This window comes from Streptomyces sp. NPDC051064, assembly GCF_044455985.1.
Lineage (GTDB): Bacteria > Actinomycetota > Actinomycetes > Streptomycetales > Streptomycetaceae > Streptomyces.
Genome location: NZ_JBITFK010000006.1, coordinates 299,993 through 325,813 on the forward strand (window position 1 = coordinate 299,993; position 25,821 = coordinate 325,813).

Annotated in this window: 25 protein-coding genes and 6 pseudogenes; 17 read left to right on the forward strand and 14 right to left on the reverse strand. The window is 69.1% G+C overall.

The genetic code is table 11. The features are described from left to right. Nucleotides 1–77 precede the first annotated feature (77 nt). Nucleotides 78–689, forward strand: a complete 612-nt coding sequence (locus tag ACIBCU_RS22815) for a TetR/AcrR family transcriptional regulator (protein ID WP_399233481.1) — start codon at nucleotides 78–80, stop codon at nucleotides 687–689. Nucleotides 690–771: 82 nt separating this feature from the next. Here the strand turns inward: ACIBCU_RS22815 and ACIBCU_RS22820 are convergent. Continuing rightward, nucleotides 772–1,443: pseudogene (locus tag ACIBCU_RS22820) on the reverse strand (FAD-dependent oxidoreductase); the annotation flags it as partial. Here ACIBCU_RS22820 and ACIBCU_RS22825 point away from each other — a divergent pair. Then, a pseudogene (locus tag ACIBCU_RS22825) lies at nucleotides 1,438–1,861 on the forward strand (Rieske 2Fe-2S domain-containing protein); the annotation flags it as partial. The pseudogenes ACIBCU_RS22820 and ACIBCU_RS22825 overlap by 6 nt on opposite strands. Nucleotides 1,862–1,955: 94 nt before the next feature. Continuing rightward, nucleotides 1,956–2,330, forward strand: a complete 375-nt coding sequence (locus ACIBCU_RS22830; protein WP_362941037.1) for a VOC family protein — start codon at nucleotides 1,956–1,958, stop codon at nucleotides 2,328–2,330. Nucleotides 2,331–2,412: 82 nt separating this feature from the next. Here ACIBCU_RS22830 and ACIBCU_RS22835 read toward each other — a convergent pair whose 3' ends face one another. Beyond that, nucleotides 2,413–3,291 carry a LysR family transcriptional regulator gene (locus tag ACIBCU_RS22835; protein ID WP_399233483.1) on the reverse strand — a complete coding sequence of 293 codons (879 nt, stop codon included), beginning with the start codon at nucleotides 3,289–3,291 and terminating at the stop codon, nucleotides 2,413–2,415. An 87-nt stretch (nucleotides 3,292–3,378) separates the two neighbouring features. On the opposite strand from ACIBCU_RS22835, the gene ACIBCU_RS22840 reads away from it, so the two are divergent. Both ACIBCU_RS22840 and ACIBCU_RS22845 read left to right on the forward strand, forming a co-directional pair. After that, nucleotides 3,379–4,101 carry an SDR family oxidoreductase gene (locus ACIBCU_RS22840; protein WP_399233485.1) on the forward strand — a complete coding sequence of 241 codons (723 nt, stop codon included), beginning with the start codon at nucleotides 3,379–3,381 and terminating at the stop codon, nucleotides 4,099–4,101. Between the two features lie 281 nt (nucleotides 4,102–4,382). Continuing rightward, entirely contained in the window at nucleotides 4,383–5,336 is a 954-nt protein-coding gene (locus ACIBCU_RS22845) for an IS481 family transposase (protein WP_362941027.1), read from the forward strand. 56 nt (nucleotides 5,337–5,392) lie between these two features. Here ACIBCU_RS22845 and ACIBCU_RS22850 read toward each other — a convergent pair whose 3' ends face one another. Together ACIBCU_RS22850 and ACIBCU_RS22855 are read right to left on the reverse strand one after the other, a co-directional pair. Then, on the reverse strand, nucleotides 5,393–6,058 hold the full coding sequence (locus ACIBCU_RS22850) for a maleylpyruvate isomerase family mycothiol-dependent enzyme (protein ID WP_399233488.1): 666 nt from the start codon (nucleotides 6,056–6,058) through the stop codon (nucleotides 5,393–5,395). Nucleotides 6,059–6,281: 223 nt separating this feature from the next. Then, nucleotides 6,282–6,635: a VOC family protein gene (locus ACIBCU_RS22855; protein WP_399233490.1), complete on the reverse strand. Its 354-nt coding sequence runs from the start codon at nucleotides 6,633–6,635 to the stop codon at nucleotides 6,282–6,284. Between the two features lie 288 nt (nucleotides 6,636–6,923). On the opposite strand from ACIBCU_RS22855, the gene ACIBCU_RS22860 reads away from it, so the two are divergent. Continuing rightward, on the forward strand, nucleotides 6,924–8,201 hold the full coding sequence (locus ACIBCU_RS22860) for an alpha-L-fucosidase (RefSeq protein ID WP_362941018.1): 1,278 nt from the start codon (nucleotides 6,924–6,926) through the stop codon (nucleotides 8,199–8,201). A gap of 169 nt (nucleotides 8,202–8,370) precedes the next feature. Here ACIBCU_RS22860 and ACIBCU_RS22865 read toward each other — a convergent pair whose 3' ends face one another. Then, nucleotides 8,371–8,820, reverse strand: a complete 450-nt coding sequence (locus ACIBCU_RS22865) for a nuclear transport factor 2 family protein (protein ID WP_399233492.1) — start codon at nucleotides 8,818–8,820, stop codon at nucleotides 8,371–8,373. A gap of 238 nt (nucleotides 8,821–9,058) precedes the next feature. Next, nucleotides 9,059–10,294, reverse strand: coding sequence for an MFS transporter (locus ACIBCU_RS22870; RefSeq protein WP_399233494.1), 1,236 nt, complete (start codon nucleotides 10,292–10,294; stop codon nucleotides 9,059–9,061). Between the two features lie 318 nt (nucleotides 10,295–10,612). On the opposite strand from ACIBCU_RS22870, the pseudogene ACIBCU_RS22875 reads away from it, so the two are divergent. The 3 genes and pseudogenes from ACIBCU_RS22875 (at nucleotide 10,613) to ACIBCU_RS22885 (ending at nucleotide 12,906) form a co-directional block, all read left to right on the forward strand. Beyond that, a pseudogene (locus ACIBCU_RS22875) lies at nucleotides 10,613–11,487 on the forward strand (helix-turn-helix transcriptional regulator). Between the two features lie 51 nt (nucleotides 11,488–11,538). Further along, a complete protein-coding gene (locus ACIBCU_RS22880) occupies nucleotides 11,539–12,270 on the forward strand; it encodes an SDR family NAD(P)-dependent oxidoreductase (RefSeq protein WP_362941005.1) in 732 nt (243 codons plus the stop codon). A gap of 63 nt (nucleotides 12,271–12,333) precedes the next feature. After that, complete coding sequence (locus tag ACIBCU_RS22885) at nucleotides 12,334–12,906, forward strand: cation:proton antiporter (protein ID WP_399233497.1); 573 nt, start codon at nucleotides 12,334–12,336, stop codon at nucleotides 12,904–12,906. 91 nt (nucleotides 12,907–12,997) lie between these two features. Here ACIBCU_RS22885 and ACIBCU_RS22890 read toward each other — a convergent pair whose 3' ends face one another. The 3 genes from ACIBCU_RS22890 to ACIBCU_RS22900 form a co-directional block, all read right to left on the reverse strand. Further along, nucleotides 12,998–13,843, reverse strand: a complete 846-nt coding sequence (locus ACIBCU_RS22890; protein WP_399233909.1) for an aldo/keto reductase — start codon at nucleotides 13,841–13,843, stop codon at nucleotides 12,998–13,000. A 269-nt stretch (nucleotides 13,844–14,112) separates the two neighbouring features. Beyond that, nucleotides 14,113–15,099: an aldo/keto reductase gene (locus ACIBCU_RS22895; protein ID WP_399233499.1), complete on the reverse strand. Its 987-nt coding sequence runs from the start codon at nucleotides 15,097–15,099 to the stop codon at nucleotides 14,113–14,115. A 223-nt stretch (nucleotides 15,100–15,322) separates the two neighbouring features. Next, a complete protein-coding gene (locus ACIBCU_RS22900; RefSeq protein WP_362942762.1) occupies nucleotides 15,323–15,646 on the reverse strand; it encodes a carboxymuconolactone decarboxylase family protein in 324 nt (107 codons plus the stop codon). A gap of 492 nt (nucleotides 15,647–16,138) precedes the next feature. Here ACIBCU_RS22900 and ACIBCU_RS22905 point away from each other — a divergent pair. The 3 genes and pseudogenes from ACIBCU_RS22905 to ACIBCU_RS22915 form a co-directional block, all read left to right on the forward strand. Next, nucleotides 16,139–16,350, forward strand: a pseudogene (locus ACIBCU_RS22905) (VOC family protein); the annotation flags it as partial. Between the two features lie 107 nt (nucleotides 16,351–16,457). Further along, nucleotides 16,458–16,670: a hypothetical protein gene (locus ACIBCU_RS22910; RefSeq protein ID WP_399233501.1), complete on the forward strand. Its 213-nt coding sequence runs from the start codon at nucleotides 16,458–16,460 to the stop codon at nucleotides 16,668–16,670. Next, a complete protein-coding gene (locus tag ACIBCU_RS22915; RefSeq protein ID WP_399233504.1) occupies nucleotides 16,607–17,128 on the forward strand; it encodes an SPASM domain-containing protein in 522 nt (173 codons plus the stop codon). Before ACIBCU_RS22910 ends, ACIBCU_RS22915 begins: the two co-directional genes overlap by 64 nt. Nucleotides 17,129–17,430: 302 nt before the next feature. Here ACIBCU_RS22915 and ACIBCU_RS22920 read toward each other — a convergent pair whose 3' ends face one another. Beyond that, nucleotides 17,431–18,447: a LacI family DNA-binding transcriptional regulator gene (locus ACIBCU_RS22920; protein ID WP_362942759.1), complete on the reverse strand. Its 1,017-nt coding sequence runs from the start codon at nucleotides 18,445–18,447 to the stop codon at nucleotides 17,431–17,433. 115 nt (nucleotides 18,448–18,562) lie between these two features. Between ACIBCU_RS22920 and ACIBCU_RS22925 the strand changes: the two genes are divergently transcribed. Together ACIBCU_RS22925 and ACIBCU_RS22930 are read left to right on the forward strand one after the other, a co-directional pair. After that, nucleotides 18,563–19,414, forward strand: coding sequence for a phytanoyl-CoA dioxygenase family protein (locus ACIBCU_RS22925; protein WP_362942756.1), 852 nt, complete (start codon nucleotides 18,563–18,565; stop codon nucleotides 19,412–19,414). Continuing rightward, the gene (locus ACIBCU_RS22930; RefSeq protein WP_399233507.1) at nucleotides 19,407–20,825 is read left to right on the forward strand and encodes a sugar porter family MFS transporter; all 1,419 of its coding nucleotides are present in this window, start codon (nucleotides 19,407–19,409) and stop codon (nucleotides 20,823–20,825) included. The genes ACIBCU_RS22925 and ACIBCU_RS22930 overlap by 8 nt, the downstream gene beginning before the upstream one ends. Nucleotides 20,826–20,998: 173 nt before the next feature. Here ACIBCU_RS22930 and ACIBCU_RS22935 read toward each other — a convergent pair. From ACIBCU_RS22935 to ACIBCU_RS22945, 3 genes and pseudogenes are all read right to left on the reverse strand, one after another. Continuing rightward, nucleotides 20,999–21,333, reverse strand: a pseudogene (locus ACIBCU_RS22935) (transposase); the annotation flags it as partial. A 426-nt stretch (nucleotides 21,334–21,759) separates the two neighbouring features. Continuing rightward, a pseudogene (locus tag ACIBCU_RS22940) lies at nucleotides 21,760–22,419 on the reverse strand (alkene reductase); the annotation flags it as partial. A 34-nt stretch (nucleotides 22,420–22,453) separates the two neighbouring features. After that, on the reverse strand, nucleotides 22,454–23,179 hold the full coding sequence (locus tag ACIBCU_RS22945; protein ID WP_399233509.1) for an SDR family NAD(P)-dependent oxidoreductase: 726 nt from the start codon (nucleotides 23,177–23,179) through the stop codon (nucleotides 22,454–22,456). A 141-nt stretch (nucleotides 23,180–23,320) separates the two neighbouring features. On the opposite strand from ACIBCU_RS22945, the gene ACIBCU_RS22950 reads away from it, so the two are divergent. Next, entirely contained in the window at nucleotides 23,321–24,262 is a 942-nt protein-coding gene (locus ACIBCU_RS22950; RefSeq protein ID WP_399233511.1) for a helix-turn-helix domain-containing protein, read from the forward strand. A gap of 279 nt (nucleotides 24,263–24,541) precedes the next feature. Beyond that, nucleotides 24,542–24,709, forward strand: a complete 168-nt coding sequence (locus ACIBCU_RS22955; protein ID WP_399233513.1) for a hypothetical protein — start codon at nucleotides 24,542–24,544, stop codon at nucleotides 24,707–24,709. A 23-nt stretch (nucleotides 24,710–24,732) separates the two neighbouring features. On the opposite strand, the gene ACIBCU_RS22960 is transcribed toward ACIBCU_RS22955, so the two are convergent. Then, a complete protein-coding gene (locus ACIBCU_RS22960; RefSeq protein ID WP_399233515.1) occupies nucleotides 24,733–25,377 on the reverse strand; it encodes a hypothetical protein in 645 nt (214 codons plus the stop codon). Nucleotides 25,378–25,499: 122 nt separating this feature from the next. Between ACIBCU_RS22960 and ACIBCU_RS22965 the strand changes: the two genes are divergently transcribed. After that, nucleotides 25,500–25,748, forward strand: a complete 249-nt coding sequence (locus ACIBCU_RS22965) for a hypothetical protein (RefSeq protein WP_399233517.1) — start codon at nucleotides 25,500–25,502, stop codon at nucleotides 25,746–25,748. Nucleotides 25,749–25,821 lie beyond the last annotated feature (73 nt).

Genomic DNA, 25,821 nt, shown 5'->3' on the forward strand with positions numbered 1-25,821 from the left:
GATATTAGTGCGACGACCGTTGCATTAAGATGCTGACACAGCCACGGCACGTTGATCAAGCGGATACTGGATTCCCGATGACAGAACCACCGGCCACGAAGCCGGGCCGCCGTCCGGGCGGTCGCACCGCGCGCATCCGCGCCCAGGTCCTCGACGCGGTGCGCGCCGAACTCACCGAAGGCGGTCACGAAGGACTCACGATGGAGGGTGTCGCGGCCCGTGCGGGAGTCCACCGCACCACGGTCTACCGGCGCTGGCGCGACGTGGGCGGCCTGCTCGTCGATGTCATCGACGCCGCCGGGGAGATCGACTGGCAGCCACCGGACACCGGCTCCCTGCGAGGCGATCTGACGGCCCTCAACCAGGAGATCCAGGAGTCCCTGGCCGTGCAGCCGTCGTTCGCCGTCGCCCTGATGGCCGTCTCGTTCCACTCCGAGCAGGCCGCGCGGGCGCAGAAGAAGCTGTGGGCGGACCGGTACACCCAGTGCGAAGTTCTCGTCGACCGCGCTGTCGAACGGGGGGAACTCCCCTCGCGGCACACGGACGCGCAGAGCCTGCTGATCGCCGCCACGGCGCCGGTCTATCACCAGCTGGTGCTTCTGCGCGCCGATCCCGATCGGCGGCTGCCGGAGCAGGCCGCCGCTGCGGCGGCGCTGGCTGCGGCTGCCGGTGCGTTCTCCGTCCGGTGAACGCGAGCGCATCGTGATCAGCGACGGGGCGTTCACCTGGATCCATCGAGAGGCCCCTCCCGCCCGGCCGGGCACGGCCAGGGAATTCGGGCAGCGTAAGGGCTGAGTGGGCCGGTTGTGCCGCCGGGGCGGGCATGGTGACGAGGTCACGCAGCATGGTGTTGCGCTGCTCAAGGGCCCTCACCGTTGTCGACCAGTGCCTGGTTCATGGCTACGAAATCGCGGGCGTCCCGTTCGTAGCGGCGAACGCCTCGGTGTGGTCCTGGTTCCTGGACAGGGCGTCGGCGAGCATGTAGGCGCCGACCAGCGCGAGGCTCGCGCCTTGCCCCGTGAGGAACGAGGGAGCGTACGCGGCGTCACCGACGAGCGCGACGCGGCCTCTGGACCAGTGGGGCATGCGGATCTGGCCGGCCGTGTCGAAGAACAGGTCATCCGCCTCGCGCATGGCGTCGACCATGGCGGGGACCTCCCATCCCACGTCCGCGAAGACCGTGGCGACGAGGTCCCGCTGGGCGCCGGGATTCCTGAGGGCATCGAGCGGAACCTCAGGTCGGTGGAAGTTCATGAAGGCGTGCAGCTCGTCATCGCCGCCGACGGCGTAGGGCGCTGCGGCCTTCCCCGGACTGTTCCACAACACGAGCTCGTGGGAGAGCCCGAGGGTGTTCGGCATGGTGAATATGGCGAAGCAGTAGCCCAGGTAACGGTGGAACTGTTCTTCGGGGCCGAACAGGGACGTCCTGGTGTGTGAGTGGCCGGGCAGTTGCTGGCGTCGACGCTCACCGGCACCGAACCCGAGTGGGCGGGTCTGTACGACCCGCGTCGTCTGTGGAGCACACTCCGTGAAGGTACGGCCCTGCTGAAGCAGCAGGCGGAGGTCGCGCGGCACTTCGTAGGTGACAGGTTGAAGACCACCCACGTCGACTCGGTCGCCGAGATCGCCCCCGGCTCGGGCGCGGTCGTCCGGGTCGAGGGGCGGCGCTGCGCCGTCTACCGCGACGAGGGCGGGGTCGCCCACGCCCTGTCAGCGCGCTGCACGCATCTCGGTTGTCTCGTCCGCCTTCAACGAGGCGGAAACCGCGTGGGAGTGCCCTTGTCACGGTTCGCGGTTCGGCATCGACGGCGAAGTCCTTCACGGCCCGGCCCTGCGTCCACTACCTCCACGGTCAGTCTGATCGGGGACCTGCCCGCCACTCGCATCATGGTCCGTCCCGGCGACGCTCGGCGCACAGAAGTGTGGGCGTGAGCGCCCGGGGCAGAGCTGGAGATATGACGACGACACTAGGTGCCTTTGTCCTCGGCACTCCCGACCCTCCCGCGCTGGCCGACTTCTACCGAGCCCTGCTCGGCTGGCAGGAGGTGGAGCGCACCCCGGAGTGGGTCCGCCTGAGGGCGGTGGAACAGGAACGCCCAGGCCTCAGCTTCCAGTTGGAGCCCGATCACACGCCTCCGACATGGCCGCAGCGCCCTGGTACCCAGCAGATGCAGGCTCACCTGGATCTACAGGTGGACGACCTGGAGGCGGAGACCGAGCGAGCATGTGCCCTGGGCGCCACGGTGGAGGATCACCAGCCGCAGAAGGATGTACGGGTCCTCCGCGACCCGCACGGCCATCCGTTCTGCCTCTTTCTTCCGGGAGCCTAGCTGTTCTGTTCACAGAGGTTGGTGACAATATAGCTCTGATTGGCCTCCCGTTGACATCCGCGGAGTCGGGTGGCGAGGAGGTTCAGGGCGTGGGCGCAGCTGGTGGCCTGTTGCGAAGCTCGGCCGCGGCTCGGGCCAGTGCGGCGAGGGCCGATGAGTGGTGGCCAGCTGGCCATGCAAGCACGGTTGTGATGTCCGGGGCGTCGACGACGGGCACCGCGACATGGTCGGGCCACTGCCAGGCGCGGCTGGAGGCCGGGATGACGAGCAGGGTCTTGCTGAGCGCGACGAGCTGAGCGAGTTGTGACTGGGTGTGCACCTCTGGCCCGGGGCCGTCGGGGTAGGAGCCGTCGAGCTGGGGCCATCGGGCGATGGGAAGGTCAGGCACGTTGCTGACGTCCGCGAGGGTGAGCTGGGGACGTGCGGCGAGCGGGTGGCCGGACGGGAGGAGGGCGACTTGGCCTTCGGTGCAGAGGTCTTCGGTATCGAACCCGGCCAGGTCGTCGACCGGCCGGTGCATGAGGGCCACATCCGCGCGCCCGTTGCGCAGGTACCGTGCCTGCTCACCGACCTCGCAAAGGACGACTTCGACCGGTGCCGTATCGGTGTTGTCTGCCCACGAGGCGAGGAGCCGTTGCAGCAGCTCGCGTGATGCGCCGGATTTTGTCACCAGTACCAGCGGCTGCTGGAGATCCGCTGCCCGCCGGGTCCGGCGCGTGGCAGCCGCGACCGCATCGAGGGACACCCGGGCTTCCCGCAGCAACACCTCGCCGGCGCCGGTGAGGGCCACCCCCCGTCGATCCCGGTCCAGAAGTTGGACGCCGAGCCGACGTTCCATCTGCCGGATGGCGCGCGACAGCGGTGGCTGCGCGATCCCGAGCCGCTGGGCCGCGCGCCCGAAGTGCAGCTCCTCGGCGACCGCAACGAAGTACCACAGCTCACGGGTCTCCAGGTCGTCCATGCGCATAGCCTATCCACCTCGTGATACCCGCCGGGTATCACAGCGTACTGGATCGATATTGGACGAAACGGAAGCCCCGCGCTGAGCATGGTCAGCGTGAACACCAAGACTGCGCTGGTCACCGGCGCGAACAAGGGAATCGGCTTCGCCGTCGCTCAGGGCCTCGGAACCCTTGGCTTCACCGTCGCCGTGGGGGCGCGTGACGACGCCCGACGAGAGGAGGCCGTGGAGCGGTTGCATGCCGCAGGAATCGATGCGTTCGGAGTCGCGCTCGATGTCACCTCGGACGGCAGTGTCGCCGCAGCGGCCACGAGCATCGAGAAGGAAGCCGGGCGACTCGACGTCCTCGTCAATAATGCAGGAATCTCCGGCCGGTTCGAGGACGGGGCGCAGGACCCCACGACCCTCGAACTCGATGTCCTGCGCACAGTCCTGGAGACGAACGTGTTCGGGGTTGTACGGGTGACGAACGCGATGCTCCCGCTGCTCAGCAGCGCCGCCTCGCCCCGGATCGTCAACATGTCCAGCAACATGGGCTCGCTGACGCTGCAGACCGGCCCGGTCATGGCCGCCTACGCACCCTCCAAGTCGATGCTCAACAGCGTCACAGCACAGTACGCCCGCCGATTCGCTGACACGAACATCGTCGTGAACGTGGCATGCCCCGGGTACGTCGCAACCGACTTCACCGGATTCGCCGGAGAACGAACACCCGAGCAGGGCGCCGCGATCGCCCTTCGCCTCGCCACCCTGCCCGACGACGGCCCCCGAGGCGGCTTCTTCGACGACAAGGGAGCCGTCGCCTGGTAACTCTGCGCGCGCGAGAGCGCTGAGGTGGCAGTGGGCGCGTCACGTACCCGCCAGGAACTGGGGTGGACCCCACACCACACGGACATGCTCAGCGTGATCGGCGAGCCCCGTCTGGGCGAGCTGGCGACCCGCGAATAGCGCATGCATTCCGCGCGAGCCCACCCACGTCTTCACAACCCGCTACCGACCTCACCACCTGCCGGCGCCCATCCAACGGCCGGGTGCACGAGACATCACTCGTGCACCCGGACATCGTCATCTTCTGAGCCAGAAGGACCCGCATGGTCCACCGCAACGCACCCCTGACCGAGACCGGCCGCCTGCGCCTGGCGCAGTGCGTCGTCGACGACCAATGGCCACTCCGCCGCGCGGCGGAACGCTTCCAAGTCTCACCCACCACAGCGAAACGGTGGGCCGACCGCTACCGCGAGCAGGGACCCGCCGGGATGACGGATCGCTCCAGCCGGCCGCACCTCAGCCCGCGTCAAACGCCGACCCGCACCGAGCGGCGCATCATCAAAGTCCGCGTCCTGCGCCGCTGGGGCCCAGCCCGCATCGCCTACCTGCTCGGCCTCAATCCCTCCACCGTGCATCGGGTACTTACCCGATACCGGATCGCCCGGCTGTCGCACCTGGACCGCGCCACGGGCCGTGTCATCCGCCGCTATGAGCACGCCGCACCAGGCGACTTGATACATGTCGACATCAAGAAGCTCGGCAACATTCCCAACGGCGGCGGCCATCAAGTGCTGGGCCGCCAAGCCGGTCGCAAGAACCGGATCGGCGGGGGCTACAGCTACCTCCACAACGCCGTCGACGATCATTCCCGCCTGGCCTACAGCGACATCCTCGCCAACGAGAAGAAGGAGACTGCCTCCGCGTTCTGGACCCGGGCGCAGAACTTCTTCGGCCAGGCCGGAATCACCGTCCAGCGCGTCCTGACCGACAACGGCTCCTGCTACCGCTCACGCACCTGGGCCATCACACTGGCCGACGCGGGGATCACCCATAAACGCACCCGCCCCTACCGCCCACAGACCAACGGGAAAGTCGAACGCTTCAACCGCACCCTGCTCGATGAATGGGCCTACGCCAAGCCCTACCTCAGCAAGCAGGAACGCCGCGACGCGTACCCCGGCTGGCTCCATACCTACAACCATCACAGGAGACACACCGCCCTGCAGGGGCTGCCACCCGCCAGCCGCGTCCCTAACCTCTCGGGTCAGTACACCTAGCGCCACTGCCGCGATCGGTTACAGGCGCACCCGCGGGCGGTGGGCCGCCTTGACCGTCAGGCCATTCCGCAGCGCTCACGGAGGAGCTCGACACCGGTGCCTTCCAGGTCGTCTGCGTATGCCTCGCGCCCGGTCATGGCCATCGTCAGGGCCAAGGTACGGCCGGACACGAGCGCCCCGGATCCCGTCTTGAAGGGGCCGTCGTCCGCGACGAGTCGTAGGCCGCCGATGCGCCCCTTGGCAACGACAACGAGGTCCGTACCCTGGTAGTACTCCGCTACCCGTGTGACCGTCTCGATCGGGTAGTCGCGGCGAATGCCCAACGGGCGCCGGATGTCCTCCGCATGCACGATCGTCTCGCCGAGCAGGGCAATGGCAGGGAGAGGAGGCTTGGTTCTGCTGGGGACGATGCGCCGGAAACGGTCAAGCGTCTCGGCCGGGGTCGCACCGAGATGTTCGGCCAGCCGCATGGCCACTTGCCTGTCGAAGTCGAATCGGCAGCGGATCACGCCCGCAAGCCAGCGCACCGAATTGAGGCTCGCCCCGGCAGTGAGGTGCGCGAGCACCTCACGTACCGTCAATCCGTCGCACAGTGAGGGCGTCGCCCACGGCTCGTCGGACAGGCCTGCAAGATCGGCTGCCAGTGCGGCTCGCTCAGCACAGATCAGTGGCCACACCTCAGCTCCCGGGCTTCGGCCTGCTACCGGATTCGAACCAGACATGTGGACGTGCCTCCTTTGTGAGTCGTACCTGCACTGCACCCGAGCAGAGGGTGTCCGACAAGGCGTTCGATGAAGAGACTCTCGCCTTCAAGCAAAGTCATCGCCGAGTGACACTCTGTCCTGGGCACCCGAACCGAGATCGCGCGGTCTTGGAGTGGACAGGCAGATCCCTGAAGGGACAGACCTGACGGGCAGACCCTCACCGAGGGAAATGCCAGCAGGGTCAGTAGTACTGGGCCATGCAGAATTCGTGTCCCTCGGGATCCGTCATGACAACGATCACGCCCTCGTCGTATTCATGGCGCTCGCCGGTGTACCGGCCGCCGAGCGCGATGACCTGGGCGATTCCCCGCTCGATGTCGTCGACCGCGACGTCGAGATGGAGGCGCACCTTGCCACGCTTCGGCTCGGTCACCGGTTGGAAAACGAGGCGGGGCTGGGGGTCGTCGCGGAGACCGAGGTAGATCCAGCCTGGCTCGGACGGTCCCCGGGGTCGGTCCAGCAACGTGCTCCAGAATCCCGCCACCCGTTCCACGTCCAGGCAGTCGATCGTCACTCCGGCCCAGCGGTTCGTCATGTCGTCAGCGCTCCTGCGTCATCGTGTGGGAGACCGGGGTCCGAGCGGTCAGGCCGTACCGTAGCGCTGTTGACGGGCCCGGGCCGCCATGCCCGGATGCCGGGCTCGGCCCAGCTGAGCTGCGCCTGGTTGTCGCTTCCGTACAACGTCTGCTCGTCGGCGGGCAAAATGGACCGGCGGAGGCTGAGCCGGCCCGGCGCGTCCTGGTCGGCGCCCGGCATTCCGTCGGCCAGGGGCGGCACGAGGCCGCCCCGCCAGTCGCCGTTCACCGGAGAAAGGTGTTGCCCGATGCCCATGCAGTCCTGGTTCTCCGACGCGAAGCTCGGAATCTTCGTCCACTACGGCATCTACGCCGTCGAGGGGGTCCCCGAGTCCTGGGCCTTCTACACGGGACAGGTTTCGCACGAGCAGTACATGAAGCAGCTCGGCGGTTTCACCGCCGCACGCTACGACCCGCGCGGCTGGGCCGCCCTCTTCGCGCGTTCCGGTGCGCGCTACGCCGTCCTGACGGCACGTCACCACGACGGGGTGGCCCTGTGGGACACCGGGTACGGAGACCTGGACGTCGTACGGCACGCGCCTGCCGGGCGTGACCTGGTCGGACCGTACGCCACGGCGCTGCGCGAGCAAGGTCTCAAGGTGGGCCTGTACTACTCCCACTCCGACTGGAACCACCCCGACTATGCGAGCGTCCTGCACCCCAGCCCCTCCTCCACCCACGAGGACGTGCTGACCAGCCGCTGGGTCGCGCCCCGGGGCGGCGTGGAAGACCCGGAGGCCTGGGCCCGCTATCTCGCCTACCGCGACGGCCAGGTCGGCGAACTCGTCGACCGATACCGCCCGGATCTCCTCTGGTTCGACGGCGAGTGGGAACGCACCAAGGAGCAGTGGGGCACGGACGCGCTCGCCGCCCGTGTTCTCGGTGCCGATCCGGACATCGTGTGCAATGCGCGGCTGATCGGCCATGGGGACTACGCCACCCCCGAGCAGGGAGTACCGCTGCGCGCACCGGACGGGCCATGGGAGCTGTGCCTGACGGTGAACGACTCATGGGGGTTCCAGCCCGGCGACACGAACCACAAGTCGGTGCGGCAGCTGGTGCGGTACTTCGCGGAGACGATCGGGACGGGCGGCAATCTGCTGCTCGGGGTCGGCCCGCGGGAGGACGGCACTGTCACGGACGAGCAGGCGGCACGCCTCGAAGGGCTCGGTGCTTGGATCGCGGCGCACCGCGAAGCGGTGTACGGGACCGTCGCGGGCCTGCCGGCCGGGCACCACTACGGGCCGAGCACCCTGTCCGCCGACCGTCGCACCCTCTACCTCTTCTGCTTCGACCCGCCGCGCGAGTACGTGGCCGTGCGGGGGCTGCGCAGCCGCGTGAAGCGGGTGTCGGTCGTCGGCACAGGCGCGCCCCTCGCGCATCGCGTCGTCGGCGGTCTGCACGACGTGCCAGGCGTTGCCTGGATCGACGCGCCGGCCTCGCGGGACGTCGACGCATACGCAACGGTGCTCGCACTGGAACTCGACGGTGAACTCGACGTCTACCAAGGCACGGGCCGTACCTGAGCCGACGGCGGGCGGCGGACCGACGCGTCACAGCCGCGCAGCCGGCCCGACATCGTCCACGGCGATCGCAAAGAGCTCGTGGACGAGTTCCGGGCACGGGCCAAGGCGCAGAACTTCACCCCGCACACCGCGCTGCGCGAAGCCCCGAGGAGGCTGGGAGCGCATCGCTTCAGGCGCTCTTGTGGTGGTGGCTCATATCTCCGATCCCGTCGGCGTGAACTGTCCTGGAGACGAAGTGCCATTCCCCGTCGGCGAGGGCGAAGGTGTCCTCGTAGCGCCCCTGGAAGATGGGCTGGAGGGGGAAGCCCTCTGCGACCTGGAAGCTGAGCACGTAGGACATGCTGTGCGCGGTCAGGCCGTCGTCGGCGACATCGGTGATGAGGTTGCCGACCATATGGCGGGTGCCCAGTTTGTCGCCATACACGATGATGGGCTCTTCCAGAGCGGCAAGATGCTCGGCCTTGCCGTGACAGACGACTTCCGGGGAGAGCTGCCACCTCGCGTTCTCGAACAGCGACGCCGCTCCTTCGAGGTCGGCACCGTCGAGCCGGTGACAGTAGGTGTAGATCAGGCGGGCGATCTGGTCTTCAGCCTCACGGCGGTCTTCACGGGAGATCATGTCGTTTGCTCCTTGATTCACAGGGGCGCGCCTCACAGTGGCGCGCATGATGTCTTTTTCATCCGGCGGGGGAACGGGCGGGCCGGGGGCACCACAGCTCGCGCTCTTACGAGGTGGCCGTCGTGGATTCCCGGTGCTGTGCCGGTCGTCTGCACATACTGGCGGGCGGTGTGTCCGCGCCGGCTCGGCGACGCGATCAAGTTTCCATGGGATTCCTTCGGTGGGGTGTGAGGCGGGGTCAGTTCTGGGTGATGGTCGCGGCCTTCAGCGTGCGGCGGCCCGCAGCCCAGACCAGGAGGGCCAGCACGATCAGGGCCGATCCGGCAGCGCAGATGGAGCTCCAGCCACCGTGCGCCCACAGGATGCTTGCGGCGGCGGAGCCGATGGCGCCGCCGACGAAGTTGCTGGCGACGAAGGCGGTGTTCAGGCGGGAGCGGGCCTCGTGCGAGACGGCGAAGAGGCGGGCCTGGTTGAGCAGGTTCAGGCCCTGGACGGCCACGTCGAGCACGACGATCGCGATGATGACGAGGACGACGGAGGCGCCGACGGTCGCGGAGATGCCGAAGGCGATCAGTGCCAGGACGAGGGCCGCGCCGGTGGCGGGCAGTGACCAGCCCCGGTCGTGCAGGCGCCCGGCGCGCTGTGCGGCCAGGGCTCCGGCGAGGCCGGCCAGGCCGAACAGGCCGAACAGGCCGATCACGGAGACCGAGTAGGAGAAGGGTGGGTTGCTGAGCAGGAAGGTGAGGCCGGTCCAGAACATCTGGAAGACGGCGAAGCCGATCGCTCCGAGGACCAGCGTCCAGCGCACGGCCGGCTCGCGGCGTATCACCTGGCCGACGGAGGCGATGAGCGCCGGATACGGCATGCGGGTCTTCGGCTCCATCGAGGGGATGGAGCGGTACAGGAGCACGGCGAACAGGATGGCGAGGACGGCGGCCGCGGCGTAGACGGCGCGCCAGCCGGCGGCTTCGGCGACCAGTCCGCTGATGGTGCGCGAGACGAGGATGCCGGTGAGCAGTCCGGAGACCACGGTGCCGACGACGGCGCCCCGGTTCTCGTCGGCGGCGAGGTCTCCGGCGAGCGGGGTCAGCAGCTGACCGGAGACGGTCGTCATGCCGAGCAGGGTGATCGCCCCGGCCAGGGCCCCGAAGGACGGGGCGAGCGCGCAGGCGGCGAGGGCGACGGCCGAGGCCAGCGTGATGAGCGGGATCAGGCGGCGGCGGTCGAGGACGTCGCCGAGCGGCACGATCAGCACGATTCCGGCGGCGTAGCCGATCTGGGTGACGGTGATCAGCCAGCCCGCGATGGCCGGGGAGGCGTGCAGGTCGCCCGCGATGAAGTCGATCAGGGGCTGGGCCCAGTACAGGTTGCCGACGGCGAGGCCGCCGGCGAACGCGAACAGCAGGGTCAGCGAGCGGGTCATGCCCCGCGAGGGGGTGGTGGGCCGCACCGCTGGGCTGGTGGAAGTGGACACGAGAGGGTCTTTCGGGGAGGTAGGGGTGGAAGCCGGTGAGGGCCGTGGCCCGGCTCTTCCGCGGAGGGCCTGGCGGGGCGGTGCACGTCGGCGACCAGGCGCCGCAGCACTGCCGAGCCGATGCGGCCGGTGAGGAGCTTGATGGTGATCTCCAGAATCTTTCGGTGCCCCGAGCTCTGCAGGAAGGGTCCTGCAGGCTCGACCGGCACATGAGGGCAATGAACAGAGAACCGGTTTTCATCCGCGCGAGGGAGTTCACGCTGTGAGGGGTACTGACAGGGACCCCCACCGGCCCTTTCGGTTTCTTACGCTGGACGCATGGACAACCGGGACGAAGTCAGTGCATTCCTCAGATCCCGCCGCGCGAAGATCACCCCCGAGCAGGCGGGCCTGCCGGTGTACGGGCAGCGGCGTGTGCCGGGCTGCGCCGCGGCGAGGTAGCGATGCTCGCCGGGGTCAGCGTCGAGTACTACACGCGCCTGGAACGCGGAAATCTCGGCGGTGTCTCGGAAAGCGTCCTGGACGCCCTCGCCAAGGCCCTGCGCCTGGACGACACCGAACGCGATCATCTCCACGTCCTGGCCCGCGCGGCCAATGCGGGCCCGTCCCGCCTACGCCGGCGCCCCAAGGCGCCCACCGTGCGGCCCAGCGTGCTGCGCATCATCGAAGGGCTCCACGACCAGCCGGCCTACGTGCGCAACAACCGCCTGGACATCCTGGCGGCCAACCCTCTCGCCCGCGCCCTGCACCACGAGGCCCTCGAGCAGGACCCCGCCAACAACGCCCGCTACGTCTTCCTCGATCCGCGCGCCACCCGCTTCTATCCCGACTGGGAACGCGTGGCCCACGACGGGGTCGGGGCCCTGCGGGTCGCCGTCGCCAAAGACCCCTACGACCGCGAGCTGTCGAACCTGATCGGCGAGCTGTCCACCCGCAGCGACGCCTTCCGCACCCTGTGGGGCGCCCACGACGTCCACGTCTTCACCGAAGGCACCAAACGGTTCCACCACCCTGCGGTCGGCGACATGGAACTCGTCCACGAGTCCCTCGACCTGCCCGGCGAGGGAGGACTCTGCGTCACCGTCTACAGCGCCGACCCGGGCACTGCGGGGGCTGACGCCCTCAAACTCCTGGCCAGCTGGGCCGCCACCCAGGAGCAGGACGCCGCCGCGCAACCCGGCACCGAGCGCTGACCCGTCCCCGGCTGCGGCATCGATTTACACAGCAACAGGAAGGAACATCTCATGGCCCGCATCTTCGTCACCGGCTCCGTGGAAGGGCTCGGCCGCAATGCAGCCGAGGACCTGATCTCGGACGGTCACGAGCTCGTCCTGCACGCCCGAAACGACCGGCGCGCCGACGCGCTCGACGACCTCGCCGCCAAGGGAGCACACGTCGTCATCGGCGACCTGGCGCACATGGACGATGTCCGGGCTGTCGCCAAAGGCGTGAACCGCCTGGGCAGGATGGACGCGGTGATCCATAACGCGGGCGTCGAGCACGGCGCATCGCTTCTCCCGGTGAACGTGGTGGCGCCGTACGTGCTGACCGCGCTCATCGAGCGGCCGGCACGGCTCGTGTACGTCAGCAGTGGAATGCACCGAGGCGGGCGGCCGGACCTCACCGACGTGGACTGGTCAGGCGCGCGCAGGACGCACTCCTACTCCGACAGCAAGCTGCTGGTCACAGCACTGGCGCTCTTCATCGCCCGCACCTGGCCGGACGTGTTCACCAACGCTGTCGACCCGGGGTGGGTGCCCACCCGCATGGGCGGCGCAGCGGCGAGCGACGACCTCCGTCTCGGTCACGTCACCCAGGCATGGCTCGCTGGAAGCAACGACCCCGACGTGCACGTCACCGGACGGTACTGGTTCCACCAAGCACAACAGCAGCCGGCCCCGGCCACCCAGGACGAGGCGTTCCAGGAAGAACTCGTCGACGCTCTGGCTCGATACACCGGTATCACTCTCCTTTGAGCCGTGGCGCGTCGGGTCAGCCAGACCGGACCGCGTCTGCCCGCGACCGGGACCCGCCTGCACATGACTGCGTTCTGGTCGGTGGCCACGAATGCGCTGAACGGCGCCCTGTTCATTCTGGTGGGCCTTGAACTGCGGGCGGCGTCCAGAGGGTTGACCAGTGACGATCTCACCGATGCCCTGATCGCGGTCGGGGTCGTCTCGGTGGTGCTCGTCGCCGTACGCCTCCCGTTTCTCTTGGTCACCGTCGGTCTGATCCGCCTCCTGGATCACCACCCCGCGCAACGCCTGCGCCGTGTCGGCCACCGCTCGCGGGTGGTCGGCGCTCTGTGCGGCGTCCGCGGCGCCGTCTCCCTCGCCCTGGCGCTCTCCGTACCGACCGCCTTGGACTCCGGCGCACCCTTCCCGGACCGCGACACGATCATCTTCGTGACCTCGGGCGTCATCGTCGTCACCCTCGTCGTACAGAGTCTCGCTCTGCCGCCCGTGGTGCGCTGGGCCGATCTGCCCCACGACACCCCTCTGGAGTTCCTGCGCGCCGGCAGTGAAGGCGCCGGTCCCGAGGAGGACCCGGCGTTGCGGCGCGGCGCCCACGACACCGCACTGCGCGTGTCCCGTACCGAATTCACCGAATAGGCGAGGACTCGCCGCGCTCGGGCAGGACGACAAGACGCGGCGAGCCCGCCGCCGACGACACCGTGGTGTCGTCGGCGGCGGGCAGCGGCGGTCAGTCGAAGCGGCGATTGCCCAGCCAGGCGACCGCGTCGGGGTCCCGGTGGTCGATGACACTGCTGGCGCCGGTGTCCAGGGTGGCGATCCGGGCCATCTCCTCCGGCGAGAGCGTGAAGTCGAAGATGTCCAGATTCTCGGCCATCCGCTCGGGGCGGGCGGACTTGGGGATGACCACGACATCCCGCTGGACGAGCCAGCGCAGGACGGTCTGGGCGACGGTCTTGCCGTGCGCGGCGGCGATCTGGCTCAGCACGGGGTTGGTGAAGAGGTCGTCGCGTCCCTGGCCGAGCGGGCCCCAGGATTCGAGCCGCACCCCGCGCTTGTCCATGATCTCCTGGTCGAGGGTCCGCTGGAATAACGGGTGGGTCTCGATCTGGTTGACCGCCGGGGTGATCTCGTTGTGGTCGATGAGGTCGATGAGCCGGTCGGGGAGGAAGTTGGAGACACCGATGGCGCGGATCGTGCCCTGCCGGTAGAGGTCCTGCATGGCCCGCCAGGAGCCGTAGATGTCGCCGAAAGGCTGGTGGATCAGGTAGAGGTCGAGACGGTCGAGGCCGAGCTTGCGCAGCGAGGTGTCGAAGGCGCGCTTGGCCCGCTCCTCGCCGGCGTCCTGGATCCACAGCTTGGTGGTGATGAACAGCTCGTCCCGGGGGATGCCGCTCTTGGCGATGGCGCGGCCGACGGCCTCCTCGTTCTGGTAGCCCTGGGCGGTGTCGATGTGGCGGTAGCCGGCGGCGAGCGCCTCGGTGACGGTCCGCTCGGTCTCCTCGGCCGGGACCTGGAAGACGCCGAAGCCGAGGATCGGCATCTGGACGCCGTTGTTCAGCGTGACGTCGGGGATGTTCTGGGACACGGTCGGTACGCCTTTCTGTCGTGCTGGTGCGGGGGATAGTGCGGTGGCGCGGCCGGATGGCAGTTCCTCATGGCGAGGGAGGGACATCGCGGTGGCGGCCTTGCGGGATCTGGCCGGCCTCCGTACCGGGTGGCCGGCGGTTCAGCGGTGCTGCGGGCCTGAGTAGGTGAGCAGCTGGCCGGGGTTGACGGTCCCGCGCTGGAGGTGGGGTGCGTGGAGGCCGGCGTTGGTGATGTACAGCCGATTTCCTCGTGGGCCTACTTGCCCACGAGGCCCATGTGCATCTCGTTGTAGCGGTCGCCCTGCACGCCGACGCGGGACGCCAACGCGTCGAGATCGGCCAACTCGTCGGCGGACAGGCCGACCTGGGTCGCCGCGGCGTTCTCCTCGACACGCTCGATGCGGCGGGTTCCGGGAATGGGCGCGATCCACGGCTGCTGCGCGAGCAGCCAGGCAAGAGCGACCTGCCCGGGGGTGGCGTCCTTGGCCCTGGCCAGCGCGGCGACATGGTCGACCGGTGCCTGGTTGGCCGTCCGGTTGTCCTCGCTGAAGCGCGGGATCGTCGTCCGGACGTCCCCTTCGGTGAAGTTGGTGGCCGCGTCGACGGTGCCGGTGAGGAAGCCCTTGCCCAGCGGGCTGAACGGCACGAAGCCGATGCCGAGTTCGGCCAGCGTCGGCAGTACCTCGGGCTCGGGATCGCGGGTCCAGAGCGAGTACTCGCTCTGGACCGCGGTGACGGGGTGCACGGCGTGGGCGCGGCGAATCGTGCCCGCAGCGGCCTCCGACAGCCCGAAGTGGCGCACCTTGCCCGCCTTCACCAGCTCGCCCACCGCCCCGGCGACCTCCTCGACGGGAACGTCGGGGTCCACACGGTGCTGGTAGAAGAGGTCGATGGTGTCGGTGCGCAGGCGGCGCAGAGAGGCGTCGGCGACGCGCCGGATCTGCTCCGGCCGGCTGTCGACTCCGCCGATCGCCCCATCCTCGATGCGCATGCCGAACTTCGTCGCGATGACGACCTGGTCCCGTACGGGGGCCAGCGCCTCGCCCACCAGTTCCTCGTTGACGTACGGCCCGTAGACCTCGGCGGTGTCGAAGAATGTGACGCCCCGGTCGACGGCGGCGCGCAGCACGCCGATCATGTCGTCGCGGCTGCCGGGGTTGGGTCCGTAGCCCTGGGACATGCCCATGGCGCCCAGGCCGATGGCCGAGACCTCAAGGCCCTGGCCCAATGTACGTGTGTGCATTTCGATCTCCTTGGCATCTCGGTCCGCACCCGGGAGGGGTCGGGTGCTCCGGGTGTTCAGTGGCTTGTGCAGCCGCCGTCGATGGGCGGCGCGACACCGCCGACGAAGTCGGCGGCCGGGCTGTACAGCCACAGGCCGGCCGCCGACTTCCTCGGTCTGGTCTTCGAGCATGGCGGCGACCGTGGGGTGTCGATCACGCCGGGCACTGCCACCCGGGGGTGGGTCAGGCCGAGGGCTGCTGGTCGGCGATCTTCTTGAGCTGGTTCATCGCGGTCATGCCATTGGGCCAGCCCGCGTAGAACGCCAGGTGCGTGATCGCCTCGGACAGCTCCTCGACGCTCAGCCCGTTCTCCAGGGCCTTGCCCAGGTGGTACGGAAGCTGCTCGCTGCGGTACAGCGCGGCCAGCACGCTCACGGTGACGAGGCTCCGGTCGCGCTGGGACAAACCGGGGCGCTCCCAGATGTCGTCGAAGAGCACGTTGTCGGTGACCTCGACCAGCTTCGGTGCGATCTGGGCCAGTTCCTTGGGCGCGGACATCTTGGCCATGTAATTACTCCTTGCGATGACACGAACACGTTCAGGCGGGACCACTCTCGTCGAGAGCGGCCTGCGCGGCAGCCGCAGTGGCTTCTGAAACCCGGTCCGGAGCATCTGCGGGCTGTCCTCGCTATCGAGGAAACCGCACTTCACACGCGCGCGGGAGGCACTGTCGTTACAGGTACTGACAGGGACCCCCAGGCCCGTCTCAGCCCACCTAATCTGATCTGCGCGCCCTCGCGGAAACCTTGAGCGTCGGAAACAGTCGCTCAACCGTGGGGCGGTGTCGTCCCCGCTCTCGTGCTCCTCCGTGCGGGGCCGGGACCGCGGCCTTCACGCACCGCGTCCGTAGAGAACCAAGTACGGGTACACCGGATCCGGCATGAGGGTCCTCCCAGCCCAGGGCCGGTGAGCGGTGCCGCTGACCAACACGCCCCTGTTTACGAGGTATCTCAAATCCGACAGCTTCCATCCCGACAAGGGACTTGCCTAATGAAGGTCCCGGATCTCGCCAAGAACCGGTGGCACTTCGACCTGAGGTCGGTGGGGGCCGTGACGTCCCACTGGACGTCTGCACCCAGCGGGTCAAGGCTGCGGTGGAACGCCTGGTAAAAGCTGGTGCCACCGTGCTGCGGAGCAAGGATGAGCCGGACATGGGGCTGTACGCCGCCGCCATGCAGGACCCCGAGGGCAACGAATTCGACGTCGTCTGAGGGCTGTTGCGACGGTGCTGGTCACACCACTCGTTCACGGCTGCGACCGCACAGTCTCCTCGTAGCGGACGGAGAACTTGTGGTACCTCGGGCCACTGCTCTGCGCCTTGAGGCGGTTGATCTCGCACTCGACCGCATGGCGCTCGCGGTACGACATCGACGCTCTCGTCGAACTCGCGCTGAAATGGGACGTGGACCGGATCGAGCTGGCCAACACGCAGTTCTACGGCTGGGGCCTGCTCAACCGGGATGCCTCATGCCCGGTCGCGACCAGCTCGCCCGCACGGTGGAGTCCGTCGACCGGTGGCGCGAGCAGCTGAAGGGACGTCTGGAAATCGTCTGGGTCACACCCGACTACTTCGACGGCGTCGCCAAACTCTGCATGCGCGGGTGGGGAGCCGTCTCGCTCACCGTCGCCCCCGACGGCACCGTCCTGCCGTGTCCGGCGGCCGCCACCCTGCCGGGCCTGGATCCGGTCAACGCCAAGGACCACTCCCTGCGCTGGATCCGGGAGAAGTCGAAAGCCTTCAACCTTTACCGGGGGACGGATTGGATGCCCTCCCCGTGCCGCAGCTGCGACCGGCGAAACATGGACTTCGGCGGCTGCCGGTGCCAGGCGTTCGCCCTGACCGGCGACGCCACCCGCACCGACCCAGCGTGCTCCCTCTCCCCGGACCACGCAATGCTGACAGCTCTGGCTCGTCCCGCTGCCGGCGGCATCCGTGACATGGTCCCGCGCCGCCCCACCGCCGGTCCGCGGGCATCCGCGAGCGCCTGACCACCCCCTGCGCGTGGCGCTGCTGAGGCCGCCAGAGTGTCAGCGGCGACTGTCGGCGGTTCCCCTTGATGGACGGGACGCTGATCAACACACTGCGCTTCGCCACGGGTGATGGAGCAGAAGCTGCCGGATCACTGATGATCTTGGGTGGCCGAAGCCATGATTCGCCTCGCGATGATCAACCTCATTGCCCGCAGACTCACCGGTGAAGCCACCTCACCATGGCGCGGAGCATGAACTACTCACAATCATGCAATCCGGGATGAAACAACGGGCGGAACGGCGCCTCTGACCACTTCCCTTCAGCCCGTCGAACCGCTGCTGGCGCGTTTGTCCAGGTGGTGAGGGATCACGACGTCGAGGGGCGGCACCGTCGAGGCGGGACTGTAGATCCGGTCCGCGAGGCACTGCAGAACCCGCTCGGCGATCTGCGGCTTGTCCGGGACCACCGTGGTCAGGGGCGGATTGGCGTACCGTCCGTCCTCGATCCCGTCGAATCCCACCACGGCGAGGTCGTGCGGAACGCGCACGCCTCGCTCGATGGCGATATGAAGCGCACCCAGAGCGAGCTCGTCGCTGAACGCGAAGACGGCGTCAGGCCGCTTGTCCGCGTCCAGGAGAGCGGCCATCGCCTCCGCTCCGTCCCTGCGGTGCAGCGTCGTCACCGACTGCTCCAGGGCGGGATCCGGCTCCAGCCCTGCGCGCCGCAGTGCCTGTCGGTAGCCCGCCAGCCGTTGCCGGGCGGTCTCGTTGCGCAGGTGGGGCTGCACACCGATTGCGGCGATGCGCCTGCGCCCGGTTCCCAGTAGGTGCGTCGTGGCTTCATCGGCGGCGAGGACGTTGTCGACGGCGACACGGTCGGCGAGCCCACGAGCCTGCTGCTCACCGAGCAGCACGACCGGCACATCCCGGGAACGACCGGTCAGCTCCTCCGGGCCGAGTGACCACGGGCTGATGATGAGGCCGTCGACCAGACGACCGCCGGTACCTTCCAGCAGCCTCCTCTCCGCCTCCCGGTCCCCGAAGGTCTGATCGATGACGACGGTCCACGAGCGCTGCTGGGCGGCTTCGACGATCAGACCGGCAAGTTCGCCGAAGTAGGGCGAGTGGAGCTCAGGGATGGCCAGGCCGATCAGCCCGGTACGGCCGGCACGCAGGTTACGGGCGGCGACGTTCGGGCGATAGCCCAGTTCGTCCAGGGCCATCTGGACCCGCGCACGCGTCTCCTCGGCCACGGCCCCCGTGCCACTGACCACGTTGGAAACGGTTCGCGTCGACACCCCGGCGAGGGCGGCGACATCCTTCAGACGGCTACTCACGGCCGACATCCTCCCACGTGACGATCACGGGCACCAGAATTCCAAGCCAGCTATTGCAACGTCGCATGCGACGTTGCAGCATGGGCGCAGTCATCGGAGCGCAAGGAGGCGCAACATGAGCGCGCAGATCTTCCCGGGCATCGCCGCCAGTGAACTGGATGTCGACGTGTCGTCGGACATGGAGGCCCTCTACAGGGACGGCATCACCGCACGTAAGGGCGCCTTCACCAAGGCATGGGCAGATCAACTCGGTGAGGACGTGGACAAGGCGTTCAAGGACGCCCTGAGCCGCCCCGGCGGCGCCGTCGGCCGTGGCCCCAACCGGTTCTACGTCGAGATCCACCCCGAGCAGATCAGGGGCTTCGTAGAGCTGGTGGAACATCCCTGGGTGCGTTCCCTGTGCGCCGCGACGCTGGGACCGGACTACCGCATCGTGGAGCTCGGATTCGATGTCCCGCTGGAGGGCGCTGTCAACCAGCCGTGGCACCGCGACTTCCCCATCCCCGACGAAACACGGCGTGAACAGCGCCTCACCTCACTCGCCTTCAACGTGACCACCGTCGACACGGCCGAGGACATGGGGCCGTTCGAGATCGCCCCGGGCACTCAATGGGACGACAGCCCGGAGTTCGAGCACGGCATGTTCCCGCCCAAGTCGCACTACGCCCGCTACCAGGAGCGAGCGGTCCGCAAGTACCCCCAGCGCGGCGACATCTCCGCCCGGACCGCTTTGACGATCCATCGCGGTACGACCAACCACTCCGCCGAGCCCCGCCCCGTCCTCATCCTCGGAATCGACGGACCCGAAGCGAACAACGGCGACCGCCACGACACGGCTGTCACCCGCACCTACTGGGAGGCCCTGCCCGCGCGGGTGCGCCGACACCTCGACTGCCCCGTCGTGGACGAACTGACGCCCATGACGCAGAAGCACACCATCGAGGGTCTGGTCATGGGAGATGCCTGAGGCCACCACGTCGGCACCGAAGGCCCCACACGCCGGCGCCGTCCGTCAGCCCCGGCAGGTATACGCGGTAGCAGCCGTGTCCGCCCTGGGCGGACTGCTCTTCGGATACGACACCGGCATCATCTCCGGCGCCCTGCTCTACCTCCGTGAGGACCTGGGCCTGTCCTCGCGCGGCCAGGAGATCGTCGTCAGCATCATCCTGGTCGGCGCGATGATCGGAGCCCTCTGTTCGGGACGCCTCGCGGGCCGCTACGGACGGCGCCGGGTGGTCCTCTGGGTGGCGGTCGTCTTCGCCGCAGGCGCGGTCGGAGCCGCGGTCGCCCCCGGGACCGGATCTCTCATCGCAGCACGGTTCATGCTCGGCCTGGCCGTGGGCGGCGCATCCAACATGGTCCCGGTCTACATCGCTGAGGTGGCACCCGCAGCCATCCGTGGTCGCTTGATAGTGGTGTTTCAACTCATGGTGGCCATAGGCCAGTTGATCGCATACGTGTGTGGATGGCTGTTCGCCGGCAGCGGCGGGTGGCGGATCATGTTCGCGCTGGCCGTCATCCCGGCGGCGGTACTGGCGGTCGGCATGCTCAGGCTGCCGGAGAGTCCTCGCTGGCTGGTGGAGCACGGGCACCACGACACCGCGAAGGCGGTCCTGCGCCGACTGCGGCCGGTCGGCGCGGACGTCGACGCCGAGATCGCCAGTGTCCGTGAGATCTCCACCTCGGCCCCGCGGGCGAGCTACCGCACACTCACGCGGCCCTGGGTACGGCCGGCACTGGTCGTCGCGCTGGGGGTGGCAGCCTTTTCCCAGCTGACAGGGATCAACGCCGTCGTCTACTACGCCCCGACCATGTTGTCGGATGCCGGATTCGGCCACTCCGTCGCACTTCTCACCGGAATCGGCATCGGAACCATGCTCGTTGTCGCCGGCGCCACCGGCGCGATCGCCGTGGATGCCATCGGTCGACGCCGGACCATGCTGTTCTTCCTGCCGCTGTCCGGGCTGGCCATGACAGTGCTCGGCATCGCCTTCCTCCTGGACGACTCTCCCGCGCAACGCTGGACCGTGATCATCTCGCTGTTCGCGTACATCCTCTTCAACGGCATCGGCATGCAGTCGGTGGTGTGGCTGATCGCCCCGGAGATCCTCCCCCTGAGCGTGCGCGGCCCGGCGACGAGCCTGGCCACTCTCACGGTGTGGGGGTTCGACCTGGTGATCGCGATCACGGCGCTCAGCGCGATCAACGCCATCGGCCGGTCCGGAACCTTCTTCGTCTACGCAGCCATGAACGTCCTATGCATCGCCTTCGTCCTGCTCAAGGTGCCCGAGACGCGAAAGAGGTCGCTCGAGGAAATCGAGAAAGCCTTGCGTGCGCCCGGATCACTGCGCCGGAATCTCAGCGACAGAACCCTGTAGATCTCTGCGGGACGGTTGCGCAGGCCATCGCTGGACGCGCGTCGGTGCGCCGAAGAGTCAACGCCCCGAGCCTCGCCCGCAGAGCGTTGGCGCGGAGCGGCATCTTCACCGAGGGCCTACCCACAGTCCGCTCAGCGCTGTCGTCATGTGCGTAGAGACAAGACCACAAACTCGGCCACCTGACTTGAGGCGTTCCCGGGCCGCAACGGCGCGGCCACCGGTTTCCCGGACCCGTCTTCTCCCGTGGTCGACGAACACCAGCAGCGGGTGGTGTCCGAAGGGCTTTTTTCCAGGTCGGTGCCGCGTCCTGCTTCTCGGAGTGGGCGATGACGTACGCCGTCGATGTCCACCGTCACCTTCCCGTCGGCAGCCGGCCCCTGCCTCCCGGCCAATCGCCGGACCCGCTGGCGCACTTCGGCCCGCGCAGGGTGGACAGCGGTCAGGGCCTTCGGTCCGGATCTGGCAAGGTGGGGATCAGTCGGGAGCCGGCCGGATCGTAGGCCAACGGCGATGGCCAGCGGCGCGGCATCTCGAACACAGCGGCGGATGCCGCTCGGTGGTGCCCTGAGTCAACGGCGGGCCGTGATTTCGGGCCTTCTCGATTTCCCGATACGTTCTCGATAGGCCCGGGCCGGTCCAATGGAGATGGCCCGGTACAGGGCCGGCGCCCGGTCCGACGCGCGCCCGGCGTGAGTGACCTTGGACAAGCAGCTCGTGAACCCTGCCCGCGTTCTTGCCGGTCGTGACGGTGACCGTCGGTTTGAAGAATCGGGCGTCGTGTCGCCGGTCGTGCGCCTGTCCATGTGAGGGCGCTGCAGTATGGACAGGCGTGACCGTGAGCCTCAACTGCTTGGAGGAAGGGGTAGTCGGTGTAGCCTTCTGCGGCCGGTGCGTAGAAGAGTTCCGGCCGCGGCTCGTCCTCGGGGTGCCCGTTCTGCCAGCGTTCGACCAGGTCGGGGTTGGCGATCAGAGCCCGGCCCACGACCACGGCGTCGGCGTGGTCGGCCTCGATCCGCTGCATCGCGTCCTCGCGGGTGGTCTGCCCCCCGAGGAAGCCGCTGTTGACGATCAGCTTGCCGTCGAAGCGCTGCCGCAGCTCCTGCACCAGCTCGCCGCCCGGCTCTCCGTGCAGGACGGAGAGGTAGGCCAGGCCCAGCGGGCGCAGCTGGTCCACCAGGGTGCCGTAGGTGGCCAGGACGTCGTCCCGGTCGGTCTCGAAGACGTCCGAGAGGACGATCTCCGGTGAGATCCGCAGCCCGACCCGCTCGGGACCGACAGCTTTCGCGACCTCCGTGACCACGTCGACGACGAAGCGAGCCCGGTTCTCGGGGGAGCCGCCGTACTCATCGGTGCGCTGGTTGGCTCCCGGGGCGAGGAACTGGTGGAGCAGGTAGCCGTTGGCGCCGTGGATCTCCACGCCGTCCGCTCCCGCCTCGACGGGCCTGGTCGCCCCCGACGAGGGCGGGACCCGGGCCGCCGCCGCTCGGACGGCGCTGCGGACCGCGGGCCTGGCGATCTCCCGGGCCGTGGGGCGGCGAACCGCGACTTGGCCGAGCGGCAGACCGGCGCCCACGGCGCCGGGTCCCGATCTCACGCGCCTGACAACGCCCCGCGAAGCCGTCAGCGGCTCAGGACTCGACGAACTTGTCCGCCAGGCCCCGTTCCAGGTAGTCGTCCGGCAGGTCCTGGATGACGAGCTCGGCTTCGGTGCGCTCGGTGTGCAGCCGCCAGTAGGCGTCGGCCATCGTCTGAGGCTGGGAGTCGTGGCCCCCCTGGCCGATGAAGGCGGCGATCGCCACGTGCGCGGCGTAGACGCCGGTACCGGAGAGCGCCGCATGCAGGTTGAGGATCCAGTTGCGCATCCCACCGGTGGCGATCTGGACGTTCGCCACGTGCGGGGCGATCACCGGCCCCGACCCCGCCCCGCTGCTGACCAGGACCGTCCCCGTGCCGCGCTCCAGCATGCCGGGCAGGACGTGCTGCACCGCCGCGACACCGCCGAGCAGGTAGAGATCCAGCTGGGCCAGAACCGAGTCGACGGTGACCTTCGTGGCCTCGACCAGCGGCGCCCGGCGCAGGTCGGCCAGGGACGGCGCGGGCGAGTACTCGAGTACGTCGATCGGCCCCAGCCGCTCCTCGGCGGCGGTCAGCGCCGCGTGCAGAGCGGGACGGTCGGTCACGTCGGCGGGGAACGCCTCGGCCCGCACGCCCGTGTCGGACAGATCGTCGGCCACCGCCTGCAGCGTCGTACGGTTGCGGGCGATCAGCGCCACGTCGAACCCCTTGGCGGCGAACCGCCGGCCGATCGCGCGCCCCAGCTGCGGACCTGCGCCCACGATCGCGAGCGTGCTCAATTCGCCACCTCGTTACCCTTGTATCGACATTCCGGACTGCGGATGTCGGACCTTCGATGCATGCCGGAACAACCGTATGAAGCGTGTGGTCTCGGCGCCTTGGACCGGCGCGTCAGCCCGAACAGGAGATTCGCGACAACGATGAGCGGCACTTTCTCGGCAGACGTGAGCGGCGCGAACGCCTTCAGCGACTTCGCACACGAGTGGCGGAGCCGGATGGGCGAGACCTTCGCGCTGGCGCCCTTCCGCCGGACGACCGTGTCCGGCTTCTCGGCGCGGTCCCGCGGGTTCCGGGTGCGGGACATGATGTTCAACCGCTTCGCGACCGCGGCCCCCCTGCGGACGGTGGGCCGACGGGTCGGGGCCGACGATCACGTACGCCTGTGGATCGTCCACCGGGGGACCTGGCGGTTCGAGGAACCGGGAGGAGTCGAGCACACGGCACCGGCCGGTCGCCTGCTGGTACAGACGGGAAGGCTGTCCCACTTCTCCGCGGCGCCACACACCGTCGTGCAGGTACTCGTCCTGCCCGCCGCAGAGGTGCGGCCCGGGCGGGGCGGGCCGGCCTCCGGTCCGGCCGACACCGCCGAGGTGCGGCTGCTGACGACGCACGCCGCCATGGTGGGCCGGATGCTGGACCGTCTCGGGCCGGCCGGGGTCGACGCTGCCCGCGGCACCCTGGCTGAGTTGGCCCGGGCCGCCGCCGGGTGCGGCCTGGACGACGTGGAGCCCCTGTTGTCGCCGGCCCTGGCCCAAGCCGCGCGGGACCTGGCCGACCGCCGGCTCACCGACCCCGCTCTGTCCCCCTCGACTCTCGCCCGGGAGCTGAACGTCTCCCCGCGTACCCTCCAACGGGCCTTCGCCAGGGAAGGCCGACCGCTGAGCAACTACATCCGGCGCCGCCGCCTCGAGGAGGCATGCCGCGAGCTCGTCGCACCGCACCGGCGCATGACCGTCACGGAGATAGCCGCCCGCTGGCAGTTCGCCGACAGCGGGCACTTCGCCCGAGCCTTCCGCAAGTACTACGGCCGGACCCCGACCGACTACGCCGCGACCGCTGCTCGTGAAACGGATGCCACATAACTGGGCGGGGCCGGTGCCGCCACCCGCCCACGGCAGGGACGCCCGGGTCAGCCGAGGCACACCACCAGCAGACAGAGCTGCGGCGACGGCGGTCCGCCGCGGGTGGTGTCCGGGGCCGCGTTCTCGTCGCTGTCGTCGCCGAGCGCGGAGGTGACCGGCGGCTGCGTCGTGGCGGGGCAAGGGAGCCCTGTCCTGCCCGGTGGGCGGCGGCGCGGTCGAGGGCGCGGGCGGTGTGGGTGGTGTCGTGGTCGGGGTGTGGTGGCGGGTGAGGGTGTCGGTGTGCGGGAGCAGGGGCCAGGTCTCGGGGTGGCCGGTGTCGGTGGGGAAGGTTTCCGCGAGGAGCGCGGCGGCCTGGTCGCGGGCGTGGCTGACGGCTTCGGGGGTGTGGTGGGGGTCGTCGGTGTCGGGGGTGCGGGCGAGGGCCTGGAGAAGGCGGTGGATGGTTAGGGTGCCGTCGTGGTTGGCGGTGATCATGCTGTAGGCGGTGAGTCGGCCGGTCGCGGCGGCGAGCTGGGGTGGTTCGGCGAGGTGTAGAGCAGGTCGCGGGGGATGTTGTCGGGGGCGTACCAGGCCAGGATCCGCAGGAGGCTGCCGGCGAGGGGGGTGTCGGTGAGGTGGTTCAGGGTGAGGCGCCAGATCCGGGCGATGGTGCGTTTGGGGTCGGTGCTCGTCGCACTGGTGGCGAACATGGTGGCGGGCCATTGAGTCAGCATGTCTAGGTAGTCGTGAGGGTTTGTGCCGGTCTCGGCGCAGTAGGCGGCGGCCTGTTTCACCGCGAGGGCCAGGTGTCCGAGTTCTGCGCACACGGTGTCGGCACCGTCGGTGGTGCGGGGGCTGTGGTGGGTGAGGATGCGGGTGCACAGGTCGAGGGCTTCGCCCGGGTTGGACACGTCGAGGCGGATGGCGGTGGCGTCGTGCAAGCCGGTGGCGCGGCGGGTGGTGACCAGAACCCGGTCGCCCGGCAGGCGGTCCAGGAGCGGGCGGATGTGGCCGGGGTCCTCGACGTTGTCCAGCACGAGCAGCCACCCGTCATGGCCAGCGAGCCAGGCCACCGCGCGCTCTATCTGCAGTTCGGCGGGCAGTCCGGGCTGCAGGGCCCGTGCCAGCGCGGCCATCCCCGCCTCGACCGCGGCCGCGGTGTCGGCGGTGATTTACCGGTGCGCCTTCTCGTGCCGTCGGGCCGCCCCGTGGGCGGCGAGGGCCGACTTGCCGACCCCGCCCAGAGCCCGTGCACCGCGTGCACGACAACCTCGCCGGGCCGGGCGAACGCCTCCTCCAGTGCGAGTTCATCGGCGCGGCCGACGAACAGCCTGGTCCCGATGTTGGACACCCCACCGGCCGCGGCGTCGTCCGGGATCGGCGCATACGCCTCCGGAGGGAGCTCGTACGCGACGCTCACCGCCTGGCCCCCGCGCACCAGGCCGGGACGGGCGACATCGCGGCGGGGTGGCCGGCGATCGACCGAGCACACGCCACACGCGAGTGAAAGCGGCTCGGAATCAGCCTGGGGCCGGCGGGCTGACATGGTGGGGTGTCGTGATCAACCTCCGTGTGTGGAT